This window comes from Solimonas aquatica, from assembly GCF_900111015.1.
In the GTDB taxonomy this organism is placed as follows: domain Bacteria; phylum Pseudomonadota; class Gammaproteobacteria; order Nevskiales; family Nevskiaceae; genus Solimonas; species Solimonas aquatica.
In genome coordinates, this window is record NZ_FOFS01000006.1 from 55,927 (window position 1) to 79,610 (window position 23,684).

Genomic DNA, 23,684 nt, shown 5'->3' on the forward strand with positions numbered 1-23,684 from the left:
CAGGACTTCAGCGATACTGCGAGAGCAGCGCCGCGCCCTGCGTCACCCAGCGCGTCTGGCTGCCGGCCTGTGCCAGCGCCTGCGCGCAGGAAGCGTAGCGATGCCGCAGGAAGTGTTCGGCATCGCGATGTTCCCAGACCAGCACACCGGTTTCGGCCGGCACGCACCAGGGCGCATCCAGCACTGCCGCCGGCTCGGCCACGGTTTCCAGCTGGGCTGACAGCAGCTCGCCGGGCAGCAGCGGACGCGGCAGTGGCGCGCTGATTTCAAACAGCAGTCGCCAGCCGAACCGGCCATTGTCCGCCGGCTGCTGTCCGCGCCAGGTAAGCGGCAAGGCCTGATCGTCCAGCAGCAGCTGCGCGCTGCGCAGGCGCTGCGCCTCGCGCGGCTGATCGCTGGCCACGGCCAGCCAGGCACGATCCGTCTCGGCGATGGCAAACAGCGCCTGCCCCGAAGCCACCACCTCGCCTTCACTCACCGTGGCCTCGTAGAGCAGCCCGCTCTGCGCGGCGCGGATCGGCATGCGCTGCGAGAGCGCGGCGTCCTCCAGCTCACGCCGCTTCTGCAAGGCTTCCAGTTCCAGCTCGGCCTGCTCGCGATAAACGTTTTCGTTGGTCACCAGTCCCGGCGCCGCCTCGCCCTGCACCCGCAGACGCTCGGCGTTGATGCGGGCGACCTGCAGCTTCTGCTCGATCTCCGCCAGCTGCGTGCGTCGCTGCGCCTGATCGCGCTGGCTGAGCAAGGGACGCAGCCAGGCCAGCAGCTCGCCGGCCTGCACGCGACGTCCCGGCTGCGGCCAGGCGCCGGCGGCTTCCAGGCGTCCGGCCTGCGGCGCGCGCAGCGCACCCGTGCTGGCCGGTGTCGCCAGCACTTCCGCCGCCCGCTGTTGCCGCAGCAAGCGGTCCTGCGTGGCCGGCTGCGTGCGGATGGCCAGCAGACGCTGCACGGACTTGGGCACCAGCAGCTGATCCGGCCCCAGCCAGCGCACCGCCGCGACGCCGGTGCCTGCCGCCGGCGCCGCGCCATGATCCTCACCTTCATGCGCCGCGCCCGGCAGCGCCAGCAGCAGCATCAGCAGCGGCAGCGCGCGTCTCATGGCCGCACCCGCGTCTGCAGCAGCGCGGCGTCGGTGACCACGCGGGCCTCGGGCGCACTGGCCGCCGCGATCTGCAGGCTGCCGGTTTCACGCTGCAGCACCACGACGCGCTGCGCGCGAAAGCGCTCCGGCGCCTCATGCAGCCAGATGTAATCCTGTCCGTCCTGATGAAACACGCTGCTCGAGGGCAGACGGTAACGACCCGCCGGCAGACGCGGCGTCAGCAGCAGCTGCGCCGACTCGCCGACAACCAGCGGTTCCGACGCCGGCAGCGCCTGCGGGCGATACCAGATCTGGGCATTGCGCGTGCGCGCATCAAAACCCTGCGCCACCAGATCCAACGACAGCAGCTGCCCGCGCGCATCCAGACCACGACCGGCCGCCTGCGCCTCGAAAGCCTGCATGTCGGGCTCGGCTTCCAGCAGCACGGCGTGCTCGGCGCTGAGTTCGAAGATCGCCTCGCCCGCCGCCACCACGCGGTTTTCACGCGCGCTGCTGCTGAGCAGATACGCCTGGTCCGGCGCGCGCAGCAGCAGCTCGCCGGACAGCGCCTGCGCCAGCTGCGCCTCGCGCGCCTGTGCGGCGCGATAGTCGAGCAGGATCTGCACCGACGGCGTGAGCAGGCGCACCTCCAGGTTCTCCGCCTCGTCGATCGAGTAGCGCTGGATCTGCAGCCTGCCCAGCGCCACGGCGCGCTTGGCCGCTTCCCACTCGGCTTCCAGATCGCGCCGCTCCGGATCGCTGAGCGTGGGCCGCAGGCGCGCCAGCAACTGCCCGGCCTGCACAGGGCTGCCCGCCACCGGAAAACCGCCGGGCGGCGCCAGCAGCAGACCGGGCTGATCGGCCATCAGGCGCAGGCGCTGCTGCGGGTCCGCCACCACGCGCGCCGGCCACAGCACCGGCCTCGCCGGCGTGTCGAGACGCTGTGTGCGCAGCCCCAGACGATGCTGCGCGGCCTTGTCCAGCACACGCGTCGCGTTTGCCGGCGCAGGCTCATGCGCCGGCAGTGCGGTACTCAGCAGCAGCCCCAGCAGGAACAGGACCGCGCGCAAGCTCAGGAACCCTGCGGCTTCACCGGTGCGGCCGGTGCGGCGGAAGGCGTGCTGATCACACCACCGGCCGGCGGCTCCTTGCCGTCCAGCAGCGCGACGATGCGCTCCAGGCCCCGCATCTGCGCCACCTGCTTGGGCGTGTAGCCGGCCTTGCTGGCCAGCGCCGGATCGGCGCCGTGCTTGAGCAGCACGCGCACCTGATCCTCGCGTCCCACCGCCGCCGCCAGATACAGCGCCGAGACGCCGCGATCATTGCGGCCGTTGACGTCGGCACCACGGTCGATCAGCAGGCTCAGCAGTTCTTCGTTGGCGCCGAAGTAGGCGGCGTGAATCAGCGGGGTCCAGCCGGCGTGATCGCCGAGATTGGGATTGGCACCCTTGTCGAGCAGGAAGCGGATGATCTCGATCTGGTTGTGATCCACCGCCGCAATCAGCGCGGTCTGATCCAGGGTGTCGAAACCATCGAGCTGCGCGCCGGCGGCGAGCTGCTTGCGCGTCTCGGCCAGATCGCCGCTGCGCGCCGCGTGCACGAAGAAGGTGGCGCGCTCTTCCGGCGAGAGCTGCAGCTGCGGCTCGGCGGCGGAAGCAGCGCCCGGCGTGGTCGGCGCCTGTGCGCAGGCAGCGAGCAGCGCCAGCGTGGCGGCAGCGCTCAGGCTCAGGGCGCGGTACAGGATCGGGGTACGCATCACTTGGCCGCCTTGTCGTTCTGCGCGCCGCCGGCGCCGGGTCCGGCCAGTCTGGCCTTGGCGGTGAGCCGTGCGGTGAGGTTCTCGATCTGCTGCTGCGCGGTCTTCTGCCGCAGCGCCTCGCGCGCGTTGTCGCTGAGCTCGTCGTAGCTTTCGGGCTTGCTCACCGGTCGCGGCCCTTCTTCCAGCTTGATCACATGCCAGCCGAAGCGCGTGCGCAGCGGCGTCTTGTTGTACTCGCCCTTCTTCAGCGCCACCACCGCGTCGCTGAAATGATGATCGACGAAGACATCCGGGCGGAACCAGCCCAGATCGCCGCCGTTGTTCTGGCCACCCGGATCGCGCGTGTTGCGCTTGGCCAGCTCGATGAAATCACCGCCCTTGCCCAGCTGCGCGATCACCGACGCGGCCTCATCGGCCGTGGGCAGCAGAATCTGGCGGATCTTGTATTCCTGGATCTTGCCGTTGGCGCGATTCCACTCGTACGCGCTGCGCAGGCTCGCCTCGGTGACCGGATTCTTCGCGAAGTAATCCTCCAGATAGGCACGCGCGAGAATCTCGCGGTTCTGGAAGGCCAGCAGATCGGCCACCGCCGGGGTCTTGTCCAGGCCGCTGCGACGCGCTTCCTGGGCCAGCACTTCCTCGGTGATCAGCTCGGTGCGGGCGGCGGCGCGGGCATCGGCACCGCTCAAGGCCTGACCGCTCTTTTCCTTCTCGAAACCCGCCGCCATCAGGCGGATGTGGTTTTCACTGATGATCTGGCCGTTGACGATCACGTCCGCCGCCAGGCCTTTGTCGGCGATGGCCTTGTCGGCCTTGGCATTGTCGGCGGCGGCTGCCGTCTGCGACAAACCTGCAAGGAGCGCCGCTGCCCCCAGCAGCGCCCACGATGTTTTGTTTACCACGCAAACTCTCCTAAGAATCAGAACGGCCTGTTTCATACCGTCGCCACCTCGATGGCCGCACGGAAAAGACAGATGCGCGAAAGCGGTCACCCGCGTTTCGCGCCCTGTTGTGCCGACTGCGCCCCACCGGCGGCAAGGCCGGTGAGGCGCAGCAGCAGGACTGCTTACAGATCGCCGTCGGGATTGAGCGGCGTGCTCGGGTAGTAACCCGGGCCGAACAGCGCGGCACCATCACGCTCGAAGATCGCGGCGTGCGGCTTGGCCGTGCCCTTCACACCACGCGCACCGGGCCAGAGCCAGGCATCGCGGGCAGCGCTGTCGAAGTCCACGCAAGGCGTGCCGAGCAACTCGTCGGTGAACGAGGTATCCAGCACGGTGGCGCCGGTCTTGCGGTCGAGCTTGCCGACGCAGATCGTGCGGTCACCGTCCGAACCGGTGCCAGGCAGCGGCACATGGTTCAGTTCCACGAAGTACTGGATGAAGGTGAAGCGCTCGGTGCCGGTCGCCGGCTGCTGGCCGACCACCGCATCACGCGGCAGGCCCAGGCCCGCGCCGTTGTCGATCGGCGTGAGATCCAGGTAACCACCCGCACCCGCCGGCGTCGGCTGATAACCGACGCGGTCGACCAGCACGAAGTGCGGACCGCCGTGGGTGTACAGGTTCTGCAGCGAGTTGAGGTTGCCGCTGCCCGGATCGCCGCCCACGCCGGAGGGTTCGCCGCCGGTCTTGGTCGCGTTCAGGAAGATGCCACCCAGATTGCCGGCCTCGACGGATTCGATGGTCTGCGCGAGACGGGCATACGGCACGCCCGGCTAGCTGACATTCGAAGACACCGTGGTGGCGGCGCCCACACCCGTCGGCCCGGTTTCAAACTGGCCGATCGCACCACGCACGCGCGGGCAGTCGTCCGCCTCGTTGTTGTGCTTGAGGATGTTGAACTTGCCGCTGATGCCGCCCGACAGGTCCGCACGCGTAGCCCGGGTGCCGAGCGTGGTGTTGAACTTGTTGGAGGCCGAAGGCGCAGGGAAGTCGCAGGCGATCGCCGTGGCCGGCGTGTCGGCATGACCCTTGGCGATCAGCGGACGCACGTCCAGGGTCAGCACACGACGGCTGTGCTCACGCGGATAGTCGCGGTCGAATTCCACGGCGCCGTTCGGATCGATCGAACCCGGGCTTTCGATGCCCGAGATCGGCACGATCAGGAAGCGGTCGTCATCGGTCAGGCTGAAGTACGAGACACCGGTGCAGGGACCGACGTCATACACCGCACGCCAGTACGGACCCTTGCCGCCGAACACGTTGTACTGATCGCCGGAGATGGTGATGTCCGGGCTGTAGAACACCGTGCCGCCGCACATCGCCGCCGCGAAGGCGCCGTCGTGGGGCACGTAGTTCGGACTGCCCTTCACCGCGCTCGACACCGACACGCCCGCCGCATTGGCGGCAATGCCGGCTGCGGTGATGGCCTTGTCGTAGCTCGGATCGCCCAGGTTCACCCAGCCCTTCTGGCCGACCACATGGTGCGACTGATGCGGCAGGCCGAAAGCCATCAGGCCCTCGTTCTCTTCGTGGAAGATCACCTGCTCATGACGCGGACCATCCGGCACCGCGCTCACCGAGCGGATGTAGGGATTGGAGCGATAGATGTCGGCCTTGGCCAGCGAGTCCTTGGTCTTGCCGTGCGTGTAGCTGCCGCTGGTCGGATAGACGCGCACCGAGCTGCCGAAGCTGGAACCGCAGACGCCCAGCGGGCCGGTGTTGATGGCCGTGCTCTGATTGCACAGACCGCGCAGCGCGCCGTTGATCGCCGCGCCGCCGATGCTGGCCGCCACCGCGTAGTCGGACTGCACCAGATACTTGCCGTCATAGGTCAGCGCCATGCCGTGCGGCAGGGCTTCCAGACCCACGTCCTTGTTGAACAGATAGAACACGCCCTGGTTGTAGGCGCGCTGCGCACGCGTATCCGGATAGCTGGTGTAAGCCGTGGGATTGCGCGGCTGATCGGCACGCACCACCGCCGAGTACTCGGTGATGCCCTTGTGACCCAGCAGCGGATTGTCGTCGGCACCCGCACCCAGTGCGCCCATCAGGCCGCCCTGCTCGATGCTGGTGAGCAGCGGCGCCACCGCCGGCACGGACGGCAGGCAGCTGCCGAGCAGCGTCGGCGCCTTGCGGTCCGGATCGATCTCGGTGACCGTACCGCCCGGGCCGTACACGTAGTTGCTCATGTAGGTGTACAGGATCTTGTGATCCTTGCCCTGCGACGGCATGACGATGAAGTCGTCGGTCAGCGAGGAGCGGCGCGGCTGCGTGCCGCAGACCGCGATATCGGCCTTGCCGATATTGCGCACGCTGGTGATGTCGAAGCGGAACACGTTCTTGCTGATCACGCCACCGGCGAAGGTGTACTTGCGTCCCGCCACCAGACCATCACCGCCACCGGCGATGTACGAGGTGTAGCTGAGCATGTGATGCGGATCGTTGTGCGAGTCCGAACCCAGCAGGCCGACGATGTTGCCCGCCACGTTGGAGGCCAGCACGTTGGGCAGCTCCGCCGTCCAGATCACGTTGCCGTAGGTCGTGGAGTTGGGTTCTGCGTCGAGCACCGCCAGGAAGTCCTGGCTGGTCTTGGTCGAGCAGACCGGCGTCGAACAACCGTCGGCACTCCACACCAGCAGCACCGAGCCGTTGGGAATGACATTGCCCGTGTACTTGTTGACCGCCGCCGGCGCACCGGCAACCGCGGCCCCGGCACCCGCCAGCGCACCGAGCGCCAGCGCGCCGGCTGCCGCGCGTCGCCAAGGCGAAGCACGGCACCCAACCGTTTCTTTCACTTTCTGTTCCATGAAACTCCCCATGTGTCGATGAATCCGGCGCGAGCGCCGGCCGTCAATCACACACACGCAAGACCCCCGTCTGCTTTGCGCCAACTTGTTATGCAATGCCACAGAGGACTGCGGTATCGATTGCGCGGCGGATCGTACACTCCCGGGTATGGTTCCCAGGCTGCGGCGCCTAGACTATTTGGCAACATGCATAGATACATTTTTGCAGAGGCAAATGATTCATGACGTTAGCTTGTGCAAGCGCTCACAGCCGACGACGAAGTGCTGTGCATATGAAGCAAAGCGTCGCTGGCGATCGCCATCAGTAAGCGTGCTGCCGCGCAGTCTCGCGCAGCAGGCGCTGCGTGGCGCCGGCGCCGAAGCGCAGATACAGCCAGGGCGTGAGGAAGCTGTCGAGCAGCGTGCTGCTGATCAGGCCGCCGAAAATCACCAGTGCCACCGGATGCAGGATTTCCTTGCCGGGCGCCTGCCCTGCGACGACCAGCGGCAACAGGGCCAGGGCCGCGATCAGCGCCGTCATCAGCACCGGCGTCAGCCGCTCGGCCGAACCACGCAGCACCTGCGCTGTTCCGAAAGACTCATCCCCGTGCAGCGCCAGATTGAGAAAGTGACTGAGCTTGAGAATGCCGTTGCGCGCGGCGATACCCGCCAGGGTGATGAAGCCGATCAGGCTCGCCACCGACAGCGGCGTGGCGCTGAGCTTGAGCGCCAGCACGCCACCGATCAGCGCCAGCGGCACATTGCCCAGCACGATCAGGCTCAGGGTCCAGGAGCGATAGCGGCCATAGAGCACCAGCAGCATCAGCGCCAGCGACAGCAGCGAGAGCAGGCCGATGCGCAGCTGCGCGGCCTGCTGCGCCTGCACCTGTCCTTCCACCTTCAGCGTGTAGCCTTGCGGCAGCGGCAGACGCGCCAGCCGCGCCTGCGCCTCGACGCTGGCCGCCGCGAAGCCGCTGTCCGCAGGATACGCCGTCACCACCAGCCGTCGACGCAGGTTCTCGCGCAGGATCTGATTGGCGCCGCTGTGCGTGCGGAACTCGGCGATCTGCGCCAGCGGCACCGGCCCGGCGGGCGCGTCGAGCAGCAGCGCCGGCAGCGCGCTGGCCTGCCGCGCTTCGGGCGGCAGGCGCAGCACCAGCTCATAGCGTCGCTCGCCTTCGATGATCTGCGACAGCGGCAGCCCCAGACTGAGCTGACTCAGGGTCTGCTGCACCGCCGGCGCCGCGAGGCCATATTGCGCGGCGCGGCGCGTGTCGACGTGGATGTCCAGCTGCGGCACTGCCTGCTGCGCCTCGATCTGCACCTCGGCCAGACCCGGCAGCGCCGCCAGCTGCGCGCGCACCTGCGCGGCCAGCGACTGCAGGACGTTCAGGTCTTCACCGAACAGCTTCACCACCAGCGGCGCGCGCACGCCGGAGAGCAGATGATCGAGCCGATGCGAAATCGGCTGGCCGATGGCGATGTTCGCCGGAAGCGCCGACAGCCGCTCACGGACCTGCGCCACCACCGCCTCGCGGCTGCGCCCGCCTTCGCGCAGGGCCAGATCCAGTTCAGCGTAATGCACGCCCTCGGCATGCTCATCGAGTTCGGCGCGGCCGGTGCGCCGGCCCACGTGCAGGACTTCCGGAATCTGCAGCAGCTGCGCTTCGGCCATGCGCCCCAGACGATCCGATTCCGCCAGCGAGATGCCGGGCTGCGCAATCAGATTCACGGTCAGCGTGCCCTCGTTGAACGGCGGCAGAAAGGTTCGCGGCAGCGTGAACGCGCAAGCGCTGGCCAGCAGCGCCAGCAGCAGCGTCGGCAGCAGCACCCGGCGCGGCTGCTGCAGAACCGCCTGCAGCGCGCGGCGATACGCCGCCTTGAGCGCCTGCAGCCAGCGCGGCTCCTGCGGTGTCTGCTGCTGATCGAGCAGCCATAGCGCCAGCACCGGGGCGGTGCTCACCGCCACCAGCAGGCTGGCGAGAATCGCGGCGATATAGGCCAGGCCCAGCGGCGCAAACAGACGCGCCTCGATGCCCTGCAGCGCGAACAGCGGCACGAACACCAGCACGATGATCAGGGTCGCGTACAGCACGCCGGAGCGCACCTCGATGGTGGCCTGCGCGATCAGTGCCATCACGCTCTGCTGTTCGCGGCGCTGTCGCAAGCGGCGCAGGATGTTCTCCACGCCCACCACCGCATCGTCCACCAGCTCGCCGACGGCGATGGCCAGACCGCCGAGGGTCATGGTGTCGATGGCAAAACCGAAGGCACGCAGCACCAGCAGCGCCGCCAGCAGCGACAGCGGAATCGCCGCCAGGCTCACCGCCGTGGCGCGCGCGCTGCGCAGAAAGACATAGAGCACCAGCAGCACCAGCAGGGCGCCGCCATAAAGGGCCTCGCGCACATTGTGCAGCGCGCGCGATATGAAGTCGGCCTGGCGGAACAGCTCGACGCGCTGCAGGCCCGCCGGCAGTCCGGCATCGAGTTCCCGCAGACGCGTCTGCAGATCCTGCGTGAGGCGCAGGCTGTCCACGCCGGGCTGCTTCTGGATGGAGAGAATCACCGCCGGCTGTGCATCCACACCGGCATCGCCGCGCTTGAGCCGCGCACCGACGCCCAGCTCCGCCACCTGCGACAGCCGCAGCGGCGCATTGCCGCGCCAGGCCACCGCCAGATCGCCGAGTTCTTCCAGCGAGAACGGCCGGCCGTGGCTGCGCAGCGCCAGCTCACGGCCGCCGCTGTCGGCGTAGCCGGCGCCGTAGTCGCGACCATAGCCGCGCGCCGCCTCGATCAGCTGCTGCAGGCTCAGCTCGTGCAGACGCAGACGCTGCGGATCGGGACGGATTTCGTACTGCCGCGATTCACCGCCGATCACCAGCACCTGCGCCACGCCGGGCACCGCCAGCAGCGCCGGACGCAGACGCCAGTCGGCGAGATCGCGCAGCTGCATGGCGTCGAGACTGCCGTCGCCGGCATGCAGGCCGATCAGCATCACCTCGCCCATCAGCGAGCTGAGCGGTCCGATGCGCGGCTGCGCGTTTTCCGGCAACTGCGCGCGCACCGTCTCCAGCCGCTCGGCCACCAGCTGACGGTTGCGATAGACATCGCTGCCCCAGGCGAATTCCGCGTAGATCACCGCCAGACCGGTGCTGGACACCGAGCGCACGCGCTCCACGTCGGGCAGCGCACTGAGCGCGGCTTCCACCGGCAGGCTCAGCTGCGACTCGGCGTCCTCGGCCGCCATGCCGGGTGCCTCCAGCTGCACGCTCACGGTCGGACGCGTGAGATCCGGCAACACGTCCACCGGCAGCGTGCGCACGCGATACAGGCCCAGCAGCAGCAACAGCGCGGAAGCCAGCAGCACCAGCAGACGATGGCGCAGACTCCAGTTGACGATGCCTTCGTAGATCAAGCGTGCGCTTCCCGACGGCGGCGCAGCCGCCACCGCAGAACCAGCAGCGCCAGCGGCAACAGCAGCAGCGCCAGCCATGCGGGCGGCGCGTGCGAGGCCGCCGGCGCCGCCTGGGTTTCGGCCGCGAGCACACCGTCGAGCTGCTCCTGCCAATGCTCGCCGCGCGCGATGATTTGCAGCGGCAAGGCCTCACGCGCCGGCAGCACACCCGGCGGCACGCGATACAGACCCTCGCCTGCCGGTGCCGCCTGCACGCTGCGCGCGCCGCTGCGCAACTGCAGGTTCAGGCCCGACAGCGGCGCATTGCTCTGATAGTCATCGGCATAGATCAGCAGGCCGGCGTCGCCATCGCGCAGCACGACCAGCTCCAGATGCGTGCCGCTCAGCGCCAGGCGCGGCGAGTCATCCGGTGGCGGCGGCATCGACTCTGCGGCCTGCGGCGGCACTTCCTGCGCCGGCTCGTGGACATGACCCTCATGCGCCGGCGCGCGCAAGGCCAGCGCCAACAGTGCGAGCAGCAGACCAGCCTGGGCTGCCTTCATGAATCTTCTCCGGGATCGGCAAAGCGCGGATCGTGCAGAAAGCGCTCGTCGGTGAGCGTGTCGAGAAACGCGCGCAGTGCGGCGCGGTCCGCCGCGTCGAGCTTCAGACCCTGGCGCAGCGCCGGGTCCAGCGTGGCGGAAGACACGATGCCTTCGGCGTAATGGGCCAGCACCGCGTCCAGGGTTTCGAAGCGACCATCGTGCATGTACGGCCCGCTCACCGCGATGTTGCGCAGCGAGGGCACGCGGAACAGGCCGCGATCCTCGGCGCGCTCGGTGATGTGTGCACGGCCCGGATCCCGGGGCTCGGCATCCAGGCCGTTGTTGCGGAAACTGTAGTCGCTGAACAGCGGCTCGCGATGGCAGCTGACGCATTGCGCGCGGAACACCGCCAGGCCGCGCTGCTCCTGCGCATTGAAACGCACACGGCCGGCCAGGTAGCGGTCATAAGGCGAATCCGCCGACTGCAGCGTGCCGACGAACTGGGTCAGCGCCAGCAGCACGTGCTGACCATCGATGCGCGGCGAGCCGAAGGCGGCGGCGAAGCGCGGCGGATAGCGCGGATCATCCTGCAGCTTGCGCACCACGCCCGCCAGGGTCTCGGCCATCTCCACCGGATTGCTGATGGGCCCCAGTGGCTGCACTTCCAGCGGATGCACGCCACCGTCCCACATGAAGCTCGGCTGCCAGGCCAGATTGAACAGCGCCGGGGCATTGCGCGTGCCCAGCGCATTGTTGACGCCATGGCTGAGGCGGTGCCCGGCGTTGGCAAAGGCCACGAACTGCTGATGGCAGTTGGCGCAGGCAATGCTGTCGTCGCGCGACAGCTTGGGCTCGTAGAACAGCGCGCGGCCCAGCTCGAAGCCGGCGCGGCTGAGCGGATTGCCGGAGAAATCGTAGACCGGTCGCGGCCAGCCCTCAGGCTGCTGCAGTCGCGGTGTGCCGTGCCGGCGCCAGCTGTCGGCAGCCAGCTGCGAAAACTGCGGCCAGCCCAGCGCCAGACCCAGCCCCACCAGCGTCAGGAACACAGCCAGCCATTTCATGAATCATGCGCGCGATGGCGAGGCTCGTTGTGGACATGATCGACATGGAACAGACCCGGCAGATTGTCGGACAGGGTCTTGCCCGCACTGCTGCCCATCACGGTATTGAGCTGCGCGATGCGGATCTCGTGCGTGCCACGGAACAGCTCGGCCAGATCCACGTACAGATGAATCTCGGGCTCGATGCGCTCGCTGACTTTCGCGACACTCGGCGCAAGCGGCAGATACACGCTGCGTGCGCGGTCCTGCGCATCGACGCTGCCCAGATGATAGGTCAGCGCATGGTCGTCCGCGCCGGACTGCGGCGAGTGGCCTTCGAGCTGCAGGAAGATGTAGCCGGACTTCCAGGTCCAGAACAGACCCTGGGCCGGATCGAGCGTACCGGACTGCACGCCGGCGTGATTGCGCGCCTCGTCCACCCCCACCAGGAATTCGATGCCATCGTAATCACCGGGCGGCACCGCTTCGATACGAAAGCGCAGCGAGGCCGGATCGGCCGCGTCCACCAGGTAATAGCCCTTGCTGGACTGCGCATCGACGGCCGGCACGAACCACTGGCCGTCGCGACGGTGCAGACGGAAGTTGCTCAGGTAATAGCGGAGCTTGTCGACGCTGAAACGCTCGCCCTGCGGCGTGGGATATTGCGCCTCGTGCAACTGCAGCGCCTGGCCATCCACCTGATGCGTGATCTCCAGCGCCACCGCGCCGACGGCCGTGGCCTGATGCCGGCCGCAAGCGGCCAGCATCACGGCCATCACGAGCCAAAGCACCCCCATGCGCGCTTTGCGCAGTCCCCAACTCATGAGCAACCCTACCCCGTATGCCTGCTTTTGCTATAGGCGGGGCATGCTAAGGCTTGCGCCTGCGACGACAAAGCAATTCTTGGGACTACCGTTATGCCATTTTGTTTGGGCCGGCAGCCCGGCACTCGCCGGGAATCAGGCAGCGGGCGGCGGCTCGGCTGCGCCCGCTGCCTTACCTCAGATCCGCATGAGGCCGCGCCCGCTGCGATCAGAAGTCATAGTGCAGCTCGGCGAAGGCGCTGCGCTGCGGGAAGGGATGGAACAGGAAATACTTCTCGTTGTTGAGATTGTCCACGCCCAAGGCCGCCGACCAGTGCTTGTCGAGCTGATAGCGCACGCGGGTGTCGAACACCGTGTAGCCTTCGAAGCCCTGATAGGTGTGCGTGACGATGTCGCTGCCGTCCACCGTGGCATACAGGCGCGTGGCGTAGCGGCCGGCCAGCGACAGCGTCCAGTCCTCGTCCGGCCGGTAGCTGAGCACACCGCTGGCACGCCACTTCGCCACATACGGCGTGCGACGCCCCACCGAGTGCGCGCCCGCCGTCGTCGGCACATAGCTGTCGTTTTCCAGGATTTCGGCATCGACATAGGTGGCGCTGCCGGTGAAAGACAGGCCGTCGAGGAACAAGCGATCCTTGCCCACTTCCACTTCCACGCCACGCTGCCGGGTCTTGTCCAGGTTCTGCACGAAGGAGGTGGTGACGGTGCTGCTGAGCTGGGCGTTCTGCGAGATCAGCAGGTCCTTGACCGTTTCCTGGAACAGCGTCACGCGCAGCAGCGCATCATGGTGCCGATAGATGGCACTGAACTCGCCGGCCCACACATCCTCCGGCTTGAGGTAAGGATTGGCCTGGGTGTAGGTCGAGCCGGTGGCGATGTTCTGATACAGCTCGCCGACCGTGGGGAAACGCAGGGCGCGACCCAGCGAAGCCTTCAGCTCCAGCGCCGGCAGACTCTGCCAGGCCAGCGTGGCCTTGGGCGAGACACCACGCTTGTCGAGCTCGGGCTGCTGGACCGGGAAGTAGGTGAAGCTCGAAGTCCCGCTGCGGTTGTTGTTGAAACCGTCGAACGCTTTCCATTTCTCGTAGCGGGCGCCGACGGTGGCGGTCCATGCCGGCGCGATGCGCCACTGCTCCTGCGCCCAGGCCGCCAGCGTACGCGTCTTGCCGCGCGAATCACTGAACAGCGCGCCCTTGCCGGCGCTGAACCAGTCGGGGCTGTCGTACAAGGGACTGGCCAGGTGGTACTGATCGGCATGCAGACCGGCGCTGAGGGTGTGCACGCTGGCCAGGCCCTGCGGGTGATAGCTGATCCGGGCGTCGGCCGTGCGCCAGCCGGTGTCGCCGGCGTCGGTGATGCGCCCGCTGCTGCTCTGATAATTGCTGCCGCTGCTGTTGCTGGGCGTCGAGGTCCGCGACAGATCCTTCACATAGTCGAAGTCACTGACCGCGAGCTGCCAGTCCAGGGTTTCGCTGCGATCCGTCAGGGACAGGCCCTGCGCCAGACGACGCTGATCCACGGTACCGTCGCTGTACAGCGCGGCGATGGTGTTGGCGCTGTAGCTGTTGCCATTGATCGTGACCTTGCCGCTGCTGCCACCGCTGTTGCCGATATAGCTTGCGCCGCTGGCATCCTGCAGATAAGTCTGCGGCCGCGTGGTGGCGGTGTTCTGCCAGTAGGCCAGGGTGTAGACCAGCTGCAGCGTGCTGCTGAAGTCGTAGCCGAGACGGGCCACGGCGCTGTCCTGCGTGGTATGCGTCAGATTGCCCGCGCCCAGCACCAGGATGTTGCCGCCGGTGCGGTTGCGGTCGGCATAGGCGCCGCTGATCACGGGATCGCCGCTGGCCGCAGTGGTCGTGGATTTGCCGATGGTCAGATAGGTGACCGGCTGGCTGTTGCTGTCCAGGTGATTGAAATCCAGACGCCAGAACCAGGCACCGCGACGATCCGCCAGATCCGCGCCCAGCTCGTAGGCCTTGTAATCGCTATCGCTGCCGTACTGCCTGAAAGGCTGGAACGAGCTGTTGAGGCGCAGGCTGCTCTCGAACGTCTCCGGCGTGCGCGTGGCGATCTCCACGACCGCGCCATAGGAATTGCCGGGATAGGCCGCCGCGTAGGGGCCATAGAGCACATCGACATGGTCGATGGCGCCGGGCGGCACCAGAAACCATTGCGGCGAACCATTGCCGTTGTTGTTGTTGACCAGGGTCGAGAGCAGCAGGCCATCGGCGTAGATCAGGCTGCGGGCGCTGGCATTGATACCGGTGGTGCGCGTCGCCACCGGTGCATTGGTGTCGCCGATGTAACGCTTGCGCACCAGCAGGCTGGGCAGATATTTCAGCGCATCCTCGGTGTTGCTCAGATTGACGGTCTGCTGCAGCTGCTCGGCCGAGACCGTCTGCACAATCGCCGGCGTCCTGGCCGGCGCCGGGCGCTGGCGCAGCGCCTCCACCACCACGGTTTGCTCATCCACTTCTGCTACTGCCAGCGGCTGCACGGCATCCGCTTCGGCCCTGGCGAGGGCGGGCAACAGAAGCGCACTGGAAAACAGCCCGGCGGCACGCCAGGCGATATGACGATAAGACATGAACCTTCCCCGATAGATCCGGCGCGCAGCCTCCTGGAGGCCGCACGCGCTTTTGCGTAGTTGAAACGGCAGGAAAAAAGAGAGCTCAGGGAAACTGTGGTGGCGCGCGGGACGGTGGACGCAGCCGTTTGCCGCGCGCATGCCGCGCCGGCAGGTCAAGACTGAACGAGGGGCCCCGCAGCGGAAGCAGCGTTGCAAACAGCGGCGCCTTGCCCGGCACGCCGGCCATGGCGCTGAACGCAAATGCGCAGTGCGAAAATCCGGACTGCGTCGACGTCAGATGATCCTTCTGTGCCGGTGAAGCGTTCTGCTCGCCACACAGAATCAGGCCGTAGGCATCGCTGCCGGCCTCGCGGCCGAGCATGTAGCCGGCCGGAATCAGCGCGCGCAGCAGCACGGCCGCGAGGGCCAGCCACAAAGCCAGACGCTGCGCGCGCAAGGGAATCAGCAAGGGCGGGTAACCTGACAGTGCACGCTCAGGAATGGGCGCCCCGGGCGCTCATCTGCCACCGAACCTTGTGGCCAGGGCAGAGCCCGGCCGCACAGGCCTTGCGCACGCTCCCCCCGATTCATGAGCCACCCTACCCCGTATGTCTGCTATTTCCGTCAGCGGCGGCATGCTAAGACTTGCCCCCGCCGCGACCAAGCAATTTCTGGCACTACTGTTATGTCATTTTGTTCGGGCCGGCCGCCTCGCCGCAGCCGGCTCCGGTTCAGTGCGGCTGCAGGCCCAGAAACGCGCGCAGCGGCGCATGCCGGCGCAGCAGATAGCGCTCGCTCAGATACACCAGCAGCAGGCTCGCGCCCATCAGCGGCAGCAGCAATCCGAGCAGCAGCACCAGCGCCAGCAGCCAGGTGACGAAGCGTGGCGGCGCACCGGCCGGCGGCGCACCCAGCTGCCCCTGCGGACGACGCGTCCACCACAGCTGCACGGCGCTGATGCACAGCGTGATCAGCCCCAGCGCGGTGAGCAGACCCAGCAGCTGATTGAACCAGCCGAACAGCTGCCCCTCATGCGCGGCGACGCCGGTGCCGATGATGCGGTCGAGCAGCTTGCGGTCGGCAAAGTTCTCGCGCTGCACGACGGCGCCGGTCTGTGCGTCCAGCAGCAGCCGCACCCGCTGCGGCCGGTTCTGCGTATCCGAGCGCGCGGTCCACCGCGGCTCGCGCGCGGTGGGCGGCGCGATCAGCACCGGCGGCGGCAGCTGCAGGGCGCTCACTGCCGGCAGCACACGATCCACGGCTGCGAGATCGACGGGCGGCTGCCCGCTCATGCTGCCGTGATGATGGCCGGCATGCTCGCCGCCTTCTTCCACACGGCGCTGGACCAGCTCGGCGGAATGGCCGGTGGTCCAGTCCTGCTGAATCGGCACGCTGGCCACGATCTGCCGCACCGCCTTGAGATTGCCGCCCCAGAACTTGGCCCAGGGCAGGCCGCTGAGCAGCAGGAACAGCGCGAATACCGAAACCCAGAAGCCGGTCACCGCGTGCAGATCGCGCCAGAACAGACGGCCATGGGCCAGGCGCGGATACAGCACGCCGCCCAGGCCCCGCTGCCCGCGCGGCCACCACAGCACCAGGCCGGTGATCACCAGCACGATGGCCCAGCAGGCCGCCAGCTCCACCAGCGCCGAACCGGCATCGCCCGCCAGCAGCTCGCCGTGCAGCAGGAACACCAGCCGCGTGAAGCGCTGGTCCTCGTCAACCCGCTTGAGTACCTGCAGGGTCTGCGGATGCACGTACACGCGGTACAGCGCGGTGTCGCGCCCCACCAGCACACGCACCGCCGACTGCGGCGTGGCCGGCAGCTCGTAGGCTTTCAGGCGCGCGCCGGGCACGGCGGCAAGCGCCGCCTCGATCTGCGCCTGGGCACTGGCGCGCGGTCCGTCGACGCGCAGCTGCTCGTAAGGCGCATCGATGCCTGCATCCAGCTGCGGCTTGAACAGATAGATGGCGCCGGTGAGCGACAGCCAGATCACGAAGGGAATGCAGAACAGTCCCGCGTAGAAATGCCAGCGCCAGATGGCCCGGTAATCGGGCCAGGCCGGCGCGGCGCGTACTGAGGTCGAAGTGCTCATGATCAGAATTTCCAGTTGAAGCCGCCGTAGACGGCGCGCGCGCCGCCGGCATAGATCGAGCCGGTGCTGGCGGCCAGGGCCGTGGCATCACGCTGCGCGCCGGTGCCCGAATCGATGCTGTCGGAAATGTTGGCGGCTGATCCCACATAAGTCTTGTCAAACAGGTTCTGCACCGCCAGATGCAAACCCAGGCGCGACCACAGTCCCTGCTCCGCTGCCGGCTGATAGTGCAGATTCAGGTTGTAGATCGTGTAGCCCGGCGCCTTGAGCAGATTGGCATTGTCCAGAAAAAAACTTTCCCGGTAATTGGCTTCGACATAAGCGCCCCAGCCCTTGAGCCAGCCGGCCGGCTGATCGTAGGCCAGACGGGCATTGAGATACTGCGGCTGCACGCCGGGAATCTTGTTCTTGTCGCGCGTGAACAGGCGCGACTGGCTGCCGGCGCTGAGCCGCTCCTGATAATCGCGGTACAGCTGATCATCATAGAGATAGGCCAGCGAGCTGCTCAGGCCCGGCAGCCGCTGCGGCAGCATCTGCCACTTCAGCGCCAGTTCCACACCGCGATGCTCGGAACGCGGCGCGTTGTAGGTGTAGCTCAGCAGATTGGCGCCGGGCGACTGCGAAACCAGCTCATTGCGGAAGAACTCATAGAAGCCGGTGAGCGCGGCGCTGAACGCGGCATTCGGCGTCCAGCTGGCGCCCAGATCGAAACCCAGATTGCGCTGGGCCTTGAGCCGGGTGTTGTTGCCGGCCACGCCCTCCGGCGTCACGAACAGATTGCTCACCTGCGGCGTGCCGTAGCCGCTGGCCGCGCGCGCATGCAGGCGCCAGGCGGCATCGGGCCGGTACTGCAGCGCCAGCTCCGGTGCGAGATTGAAGAAGCTGCGCTGCGCGGTGGTGATGCTGGTGGTCGGTGCGCCGCTGCTGGGGTAGCTGTACGCGGTATTGCGTCCCAGCAGCCTGGTGAACTCGCCCGCCAGTCCGCCCACCAGGCTCCATTGCGAGGCCAGCTGCAGTTCCTCGCGAAACTTCAGGCCCATGCTCTGCACGCGCGCCGGGCTGTACTGCGTCATGCCGCCCAGCGCGGCGTGGCCATCCGGACGCAGATTGAAGCTGTAGGCATTGCTGTTCTGATACTGATACCAGCCGCCGAGCGTGAGCTGCGAAGCGCGCTCCCACAGCAGGCCGCCGTGCGCCAGCTCGCCGGAGAAATTGAAGGACGGATAGTTGCCCAGACCGCCGGTGGCGCTGGTCGGCTGCTTGATGTCGCGGTTGTCGAACACCGCCTGCAGCCGCGCCTGGGTCTGCGCGTCGAAGTCATGCTCCCAGCGTGCACCGAGGATGGTGCGGCGGTCGTTGCGCAGCAGGCCGGCCTGCTGCGGGCTCCGAAGCACCTTGCTGCCGTTGAAGCCGTTCTCGAACAGGCTCACCGAGGCGCAGGCCGTGCCTTCCAGCGCGCCGCAGTGCTGCTGGTAGGGATTCTGCCGGTACTGGTTGAGCGACAGGCGGATGGACAGGCTTGCATCCATCTCGTTGTCGATGAACTTGAACACCACGCGGTCGCGCGGCGTGAGCTGGAAGCTGGCCAGGATGTTCGCGGTGTTGGTCAGATAGCCGGTGTGCGCGGTCTTGCTTTCGCCGCGGGCATTGCTGAAGAAGCCGCTGTACTCGTAGCGCTCACCCTGATCGCCTACGGTTGCATAGGCGTTCAAATAGTCATAGCTGCCCGCGTCCAGCGCCAGTTCGGCACCGCGCAGCTCGCGGCCCGGACGCGTGTAGAACAGCACCGCACCGCCGGTGGCGTAATTGCCGTAGCCCGCCGAGGACGGCCCCTGCACCACATCGATGCGCGAGTAGGCATGCGGATCGGTGAGATCGGTGCGCCCCAGGCCGTCGGGCTGCGTCACGGGAAAGCCGTCCTCGAACAGCTTGATGTTGCGCACGCCGAAGGTCTGGCGGTTGTTGGAGCCGCGCACCGAGAGCGACACATCGCGCGGGCCATTGCCCTGCACGAAGGTCACGCCCGGCGTCATCGCCAGTACCTCGGCGATGTTCAGTCCCGGCGCATGACGGAACTGCTCGCGCTCGACGCTGAGCGCGGTCTGTGCCACCGGCAGCGGCGCGGCGTGCGGGCGCTGCACCTGCACCAGCACGGTCTCCAGCTCCTCGTCGCTCACGGCGGCGGCGCTGCTTGCAGGCGCTGGCGCGGCCTGACGATCCAGTTCGCGCAGCTGGGCTTCGATTTCGGCTTTCTGCTTTTCCAGCGCCTCGCGGCGGGCGCCGGCATCGGCGCTTTGCTGCGCTTCGGCCAGCATGGGCGCCAGCACCAGCAGGGAGGACAGCAGGCTCAGGGTTTCACGCTTGGACAACATGGATGTTCCTTGATGACGGCGTCCGGGCGGCGTACGGCGCCACCACGGCTTTTTTGAAGACGCGTCAGGAACAGGCCGGGCTCGTCCGTTCGCACACGGACGCGGCCGGGGCTCGCGCGGTGGACATCGTGTCCACGGTCTGGGCGCGACCCCGAACCAGCTTCAGATGGCTGCTGTCCCTGGGGAAATCTGCGGCCACGCCGGACGTGCGCAGCAGAGCCGCGCGCGCCGTGAAGCGCTCACCGCAGGCAAACGCGGTTCAGGACAAGGCAGGAGGCGCGCGTGGTGGCGGTCGCAGATGATCGCCAAGCGCATGGGGAAACAGCGCGGCCGTGCTGTGCGGGTCTTCGCGGCGCAGCGTCGGCAGGAACAGCGGCAGCGCCGAGCCCGGCACGCTGGCCATGGCGCTGAGCGCGAAGGCACAGTGTGAAACGCCGCCCTGCGCATGCGTGACACTGTCCTTGAGCGAGGAGAAGGCGCTCTGCTCGCTGCACAGCACCAGTCCATAACTGCCGCTGCCGGCATCGCGGCCCAGCATGAAGCCGCCGGGAATCAGCGCGCGCAGCAGCATGGCCGACAGGGCCAGCCACAGGGCAAGACGATGCGCGCGCAGCGGAATCAGCACAGGAGGCAGAGATCAATACCGGGTCGGCGAAAGTGTAACAGGCTCCGAGCCGCCGCCGGAACGTGCGGCGGATGCCGACACGATCGCCGCCCGCGCTCCTGTAGGATGACGACCGGTCCGCTGCGGCTGGCGCTCGGCGACGGCACGCTTTTTTCTACCCCTGGCCTATGACAGAGATCACGCAGCTGCTGGATGAGCTTCGCGCCGGCGACGAGAACGCCCGCAACGAATTGTTCTCGGCGATCTACCCCACCCTGCAGCAGATCGCGCGGCAACGCCTCGGCCTGCAGCAGCACACCCTGCTCGATGCCCCGGCCCTGGTGCACGAGGCCTATCTGCGTCTGACGCAGCGCGCCGGCCTGCCGCCCAGCAACCGCGCCAGCTTCTTCGCCTACGCTTCCTCGGTGATGCGCAATGTGATCATCGACTACGTCCGGCAACGCCAGGCCGACAAGCGCGGCGGCGGCGTCACCGAGCTGACGCTGACCACGGCCGAGCCGGAGGCGCCGCTGGCCAATGCCGATATCGAATCGCTGAACTCGGCGCTGGAAGCGCTGGCGCGTATCGACGCCCGCGCCCACGGCATCGTCGAGATGCGTTTCTTCGGCGGACTCACCATCGAAGAGATCGCCGAGGTGCAGCAGCTCTCGGTCGCCACCGTCAAACGCGACTGGCTCAAGGCGCGCGGCTTTCTGCTGCACACCCTGGAAGGCGCTGGCTGAAGATGAGCGGCAGCTCGCCTCACACGCAGCTGTGGCGCGAAGCCTTTGCCCTCGTCGATCAGCTGCTGGAGCAGACGGCGGCTCAGCGCGAAAGCGAGCTGCAGCGGCTCGCAGGCAGCCGCCCCGGGCTGCACCAGCGCGTGCTGGAACTGCTGCAAGCCACCGAGCAGGAGCAGGCGCCGGGCTGGTTCGAACAAGGCCCCATCGCGCTGCTGCCGACGGACGCTGCACCCGGCGACTCGGCGCTGCGCCCCGCGCAGCTGCTGGGCGCTTACCGCCTGGAGCGTCCGCTCGGCCTCGGCGGCATGGGCGAGGTCTGGCTGGCGCGACGGGCCGACGGCCTGTTCGAAGCGCCGGTGGCGCTCAAGCTCCTGCACCTGCATCTGGCGGGCTCCACGGCGCGCGAGCGCTTCGTGCGTGAAGGACGGATTCTGGGTCAGCTCAGTCATCCCGGCATCGCGCGCCTGCTCGATGCCGGCGTGCTGCCGGGCGGGCAGCTGTATCTGGCGCTCGAATATGTGGAAGGCGAACGCCTGGATCAGTTCTGCGACGCACAGCGCCTGGACATCCGCGCGCGTCTGCAGCTGTATCTGCAGGTCTGCGAGGCGGTCGCGCATGCCCACGCGCATCTGGTGGTGCATCGCGATCTCAAGCCCGGCAATGTGCTGGTGGGCGCCGGCGCGCAGGTCAAGCTGCTGGATTTCGGCATCGCCACGCTGGTGCAGGACGATGAACAGCCCCCCTCCGAGCTGACGCGCATCGGCGGACGCGCGCTGACGCCGGAGTACGCGGCGCCCGAGCAGATCAATGGCCAGACCGTCACCGTCGCCACCGATGTCTACGCGCTGGGCGTGATGCTGTATGCGCTGCTGTGCGGCGAACGCCCTTACGGTGCGCCGGGTCAGTCGGCGGCGCAGCTGGAACGCGCGGCGCTGCAGGCGCAGGTGCCGCCGATGAGCCGCACCGCGCTGCATGGCGCGGATCAGGCCGCTGCGCTGCGCGCAGCACAACGCGCCAGCAGTCCGCAGCGCCTGCGCCGCAGCCTGCGCGGTGATCTCGACACCATCGTCGCCAAGGCGCTGAAGAAGAATCCGCAGGAACGCTACGCCAGCGTCGCGGCCCTCGCCGACGATCTGCGCCGCCATCTCGCCGACGAGCGCGTGCTGGCCACGCCCGACAGCCTGCTGTACCGCAGCCGCAAGTTCGTGCGTCGCCATCGCCTCGGCGTGGCGCTGGCGGCGGTGGTGCTGCTGCTCGGCGCCGCCGGTCTGAGCAGCACGCTGTGGCAGGCGCACAAGGCGGCGCTGGAGGCCAGCAAGGCCACCGCCGTGAAAAACTTCCTGCTGGGCATCTTCAACGCAAACGGCCTGGACAATCCGGACGGCGCCCAGGCAAGGCGGACCACCGCCGAGCAGCTGCTCGACATCGGCGCCCGGCAGATCCAGAACGGCTTGCAGGAAGCGCCGGAGGTGCGCGCGGAGCTGCTGGGCATCATCGCGGGCCTGTATGACGATCTCGATCTGAGCGAGCGTGCCGCCGATCTGTATGCCCGCCAGCTGGCGGTGCTGCGCCAGACCCTGGGCAGCGGCGCCGATGCACGGCTCGCCGCCGTGCAGATCGCGCTGGGCGGCGCGCAGGCGGAAGGCGCCCGCTATGGCGAGGCGGAGCGCACCCTGCGGGAGGCGCTGCGCATGCTCGATGTCCTGCGGGATCGCGACTCCAGCGCCCGCGCCCATGCCCTGGCCTGGCTGTCGCAGATCGCCTATCAGACCCGCCCCATCGCCGACCCCGCCGCCGAGCAGCAGGCTGGCGAATCGCTGCGCATCCTGCAAGACCATCATCCCGACGATGGCTTTCGCCTGACCGCGCTTCTGCAGCTGGCGCGCATCCAGCGCCGTCAGGGACATTTCGATCATTCCGAAGCGTATTTCCGCCAGGCGCTGGCGCTGCTGCAGACCCCGCCGTTCGCCAGCAGTCCAAGCGATCTGGCCAATGCCCGCATCGAATACGGCGAGATGCTGCGCAGCGCCCACCGCTGGGACGAGGCCGAGGCGCAGCTGCGCGAGGCCATGGCGCTCTACGCGCATCAGGTGGGAGAAGACCATGTGCGCTTCGCCGTGGCCCAGGAAGATCTCGGCGCGGTGCTCTACGACCGTGGCCGGCTCAGCGAGGCCAAGCCCCTGCTCGGCACCGCGCTGGCAACCTTGCGCAAGCTGCGCGGCGAGGATGATCTGGAATGGACGGTGGATGCGCGCATCTTCTACGCGCGCCTGCTGTTCGCACGCGGCGAGATCGATGCCGCCGGCGCGCTGCTGGATCAGAGCATCGCCTTCCTGCGCGCACAGGCGCCGGACAGCGTGTACCTGCCGATCGCCCTGCGCCAGCAGGCCGAGCGCCTCGCGACCCAGAAACAATGGCGGCTGGCCGAAGCCTGCATCGCCGAAGCCAGGCGCGGACTGGCGCGCTTCTACGGCCGCAGGCATGAGCGCTACGACGAGGCCTTGCTGACCCAGGCCGAGCTGCGCCTCGCGCAGGGTCGCCTGGACGAGGCGCAGTCGCTGTATGAAAGCCTGCAACAGGCGCCGCCGCCGGCGCCGGCCTGGCTGCCGGACCGCTGGCTGTACACACAGCTGGGCCTGGCCCGTGTCGCGCTGGCGCGTGGCGATGCGCAGCGCGCAGTGGCGCGCACACGCGAGGCGCTGACGCATCTGCTGGCCTCCGCACATCCGGAGCAAAGGCTGCGCCAGCAGGCGCAGCTGCAGCTCTGGCTGGGTCAGGCCCTGCTGCAGGCCGGCCGCGCCGACGAGGCCGTATCACCGCTGCGAGCGGCCGTGGCGCTGCGCGAAGCGATGGACGCCGCCGACAGTCCCTGGCTGGCGCAGGCGCGCGCCGCTCTGGCGCGCGCGCAGCGCGCCCGAGCGCAGCACTAGCGG

17 protein-coding genes are annotated in these 23,684 nt (G+C 68.0%); 2 read left to right on the forward strand and 15 right to left on the reverse strand.

What is annotated here, in order from left to right; all coding sequences use genetic code 11:
* Positions 1-7: 7 nt before the first annotated feature.
* The 15 genes from BMY12_RS08770 to BMY12_RS08840 form a co-directional block, all read right to left on the reverse strand.
* Positions 8-1,096 (reverse strand): efflux RND transporter periplasmic adaptor subunit, encoded by a 1,089-nt coding sequence (locus BMY12_RS08770; protein WP_093284718.1) that lies wholly within the window; start codon positions 1,094-1,096, stop codon positions 8-10.
* Positions 1,093-2,148, reverse strand: coding sequence for an efflux RND transporter periplasmic adaptor subunit (locus tag BMY12_RS08775; protein WP_093284720.1), 1,056 nt, complete (start codon positions 2,146-2,148; stop codon positions 1,093-1,095). Before BMY12_RS08775 ends, BMY12_RS08770 begins: the two co-directional genes overlap by 4 nt.
* 2 nt (positions 2,149-2,150) lie before the next feature.
* A complete protein-coding gene (locus BMY12_RS08780; protein ID WP_093284722.1) occupies positions 2,151-2,834 on the reverse strand; it encodes an ankyrin repeat domain-containing protein in 684 nt (227 codons plus the stop codon).
* Positions 2,834-3,685 (reverse strand): peptidylprolyl isomerase, encoded by an 852-nt coding sequence (locus tag BMY12_RS08785; RefSeq protein ID WP_177188911.1) that lies wholly within the window; start codon positions 3,683-3,685, stop codon positions 2,834-2,836. The genes BMY12_RS08780 and BMY12_RS08785 overlap by 1 nt, the downstream gene beginning before the upstream one ends.
* Positions 3,686-3,903: 218 nt before the next feature.
* On the reverse strand, positions 3,904-4,545 hold the full coding sequence (locus BMY12_RS08790) for a hypothetical protein (protein WP_093284726.1): 642 nt from the start codon (positions 4,543-4,545) through the stop codon (positions 3,904-3,906).
* Positions 4,546-4,551: 6 nt separating this feature from the next.
* The gene (locus tag BMY12_RS08795) at positions 4,552-6,585 is read right to left on the reverse strand and encodes a hypothetical protein (protein ID WP_093284728.1); all 2,034 of its coding nucleotides are present in this window, start codon (positions 6,583-6,585) and stop codon (positions 4,552-4,554) included.
* A 301-nt stretch (positions 6,586-6,886) separates the two neighbouring features.
* Complete coding sequence (locus tag BMY12_RS08800; protein WP_218140132.1) at positions 6,887-9,979, reverse strand: efflux RND transporter permease subunit; 3,093 nt, start codon at positions 9,977-9,979, stop codon at positions 6,887-6,889.
* Positions 9,976-10,521, reverse strand: a complete 546-nt coding sequence (locus BMY12_RS08805) for a hypothetical protein (protein ID WP_093284730.1) — start codon at positions 10,519-10,521, stop codon at positions 9,976-9,978. The genes BMY12_RS08800 and BMY12_RS08805 overlap by 4 nt, the downstream gene beginning before the upstream one ends.
* A complete protein-coding gene (locus BMY12_RS08810; RefSeq protein ID WP_093284732.1) occupies positions 10,518-11,564 on the reverse strand; it encodes a cytochrome-c peroxidase in 1,047 nt (348 codons plus the stop codon). The genes BMY12_RS08805 and BMY12_RS08810 overlap by 4 nt, the downstream gene beginning before the upstream one ends.
* Complete coding sequence (locus BMY12_RS08815) at positions 11,561-12,319, reverse strand: MbnP family protein (protein WP_093284735.1); 759 nt, start codon at positions 12,317-12,319, stop codon at positions 11,561-11,563. Before BMY12_RS08815 ends, BMY12_RS08810 begins: the two co-directional genes overlap by 4 nt.
* 256 nt (positions 12,320-12,575) lie before the next feature.
* Positions 12,576-14,954, reverse strand: a complete 2,379-nt coding sequence (locus BMY12_RS08820; RefSeq protein WP_093284737.1) for a TonB-dependent receptor — start codon at positions 14,952-14,954, stop codon at positions 12,576-12,578.
* Between the two features lie 85 nt (positions 14,955-15,039).
* Complete coding sequence (locus tag BMY12_RS08825) at positions 15,040-15,405, reverse strand: DUF2946 family protein (protein ID WP_093284740.1); 366 nt, start codon at positions 15,403-15,405, stop codon at positions 15,040-15,042.
* A gap of 262 nt (positions 15,406-15,667) precedes the next feature.
* Positions 15,668-17,032: a PepSY-associated TM helix domain-containing protein gene (locus BMY12_RS08830; RefSeq protein ID WP_093284744.1), complete on the reverse strand. Its 1,365-nt coding sequence runs from the start codon at positions 17,030-17,032 to the stop codon at positions 15,668-15,670.
* A gap of 2 nt (positions 17,033-17,034) precedes the next feature.
* On the reverse strand, positions 17,035-19,404 hold the full coding sequence (locus tag BMY12_RS08835; protein ID WP_218140133.1) for a TonB-dependent receptor family protein: 2,370 nt from the start codon (positions 19,402-19,404) through the stop codon (positions 17,035-17,037).
* A gap of 259 nt (positions 19,405-19,663) precedes the next feature.
* A complete protein-coding gene (locus BMY12_RS08840; RefSeq protein WP_093284747.1) occupies positions 19,664-20,029 on the reverse strand; it encodes a DUF2946 family protein in 366 nt (121 codons plus the stop codon).
* Positions 20,030-20,196: 167 nt separating this feature from the next.
* Between BMY12_RS08840 and BMY12_RS08845 the strand changes: the two genes are divergently transcribed.
* Together BMY12_RS08845 and BMY12_RS08850 are read left to right on the forward strand one after the other, a co-directional pair.
* Entirely contained in the window at positions 20,197-20,751 is a 555-nt protein-coding gene (locus BMY12_RS08845; RefSeq protein ID WP_093284749.1) for an ECF-type sigma factor, read from the forward strand.
* Between the two features lie 2 nt (positions 20,752-20,753).
* Positions 20,754-23,681, forward strand: coding sequence for a serine/threonine-protein kinase (locus tag BMY12_RS08850; protein WP_093284752.1), 2,928 nt, complete (start codon positions 20,754-20,756; stop codon positions 23,679-23,681).
* The last annotated feature ends 3 nt before the right edge of the window (positions 23,682-23,684 follow it).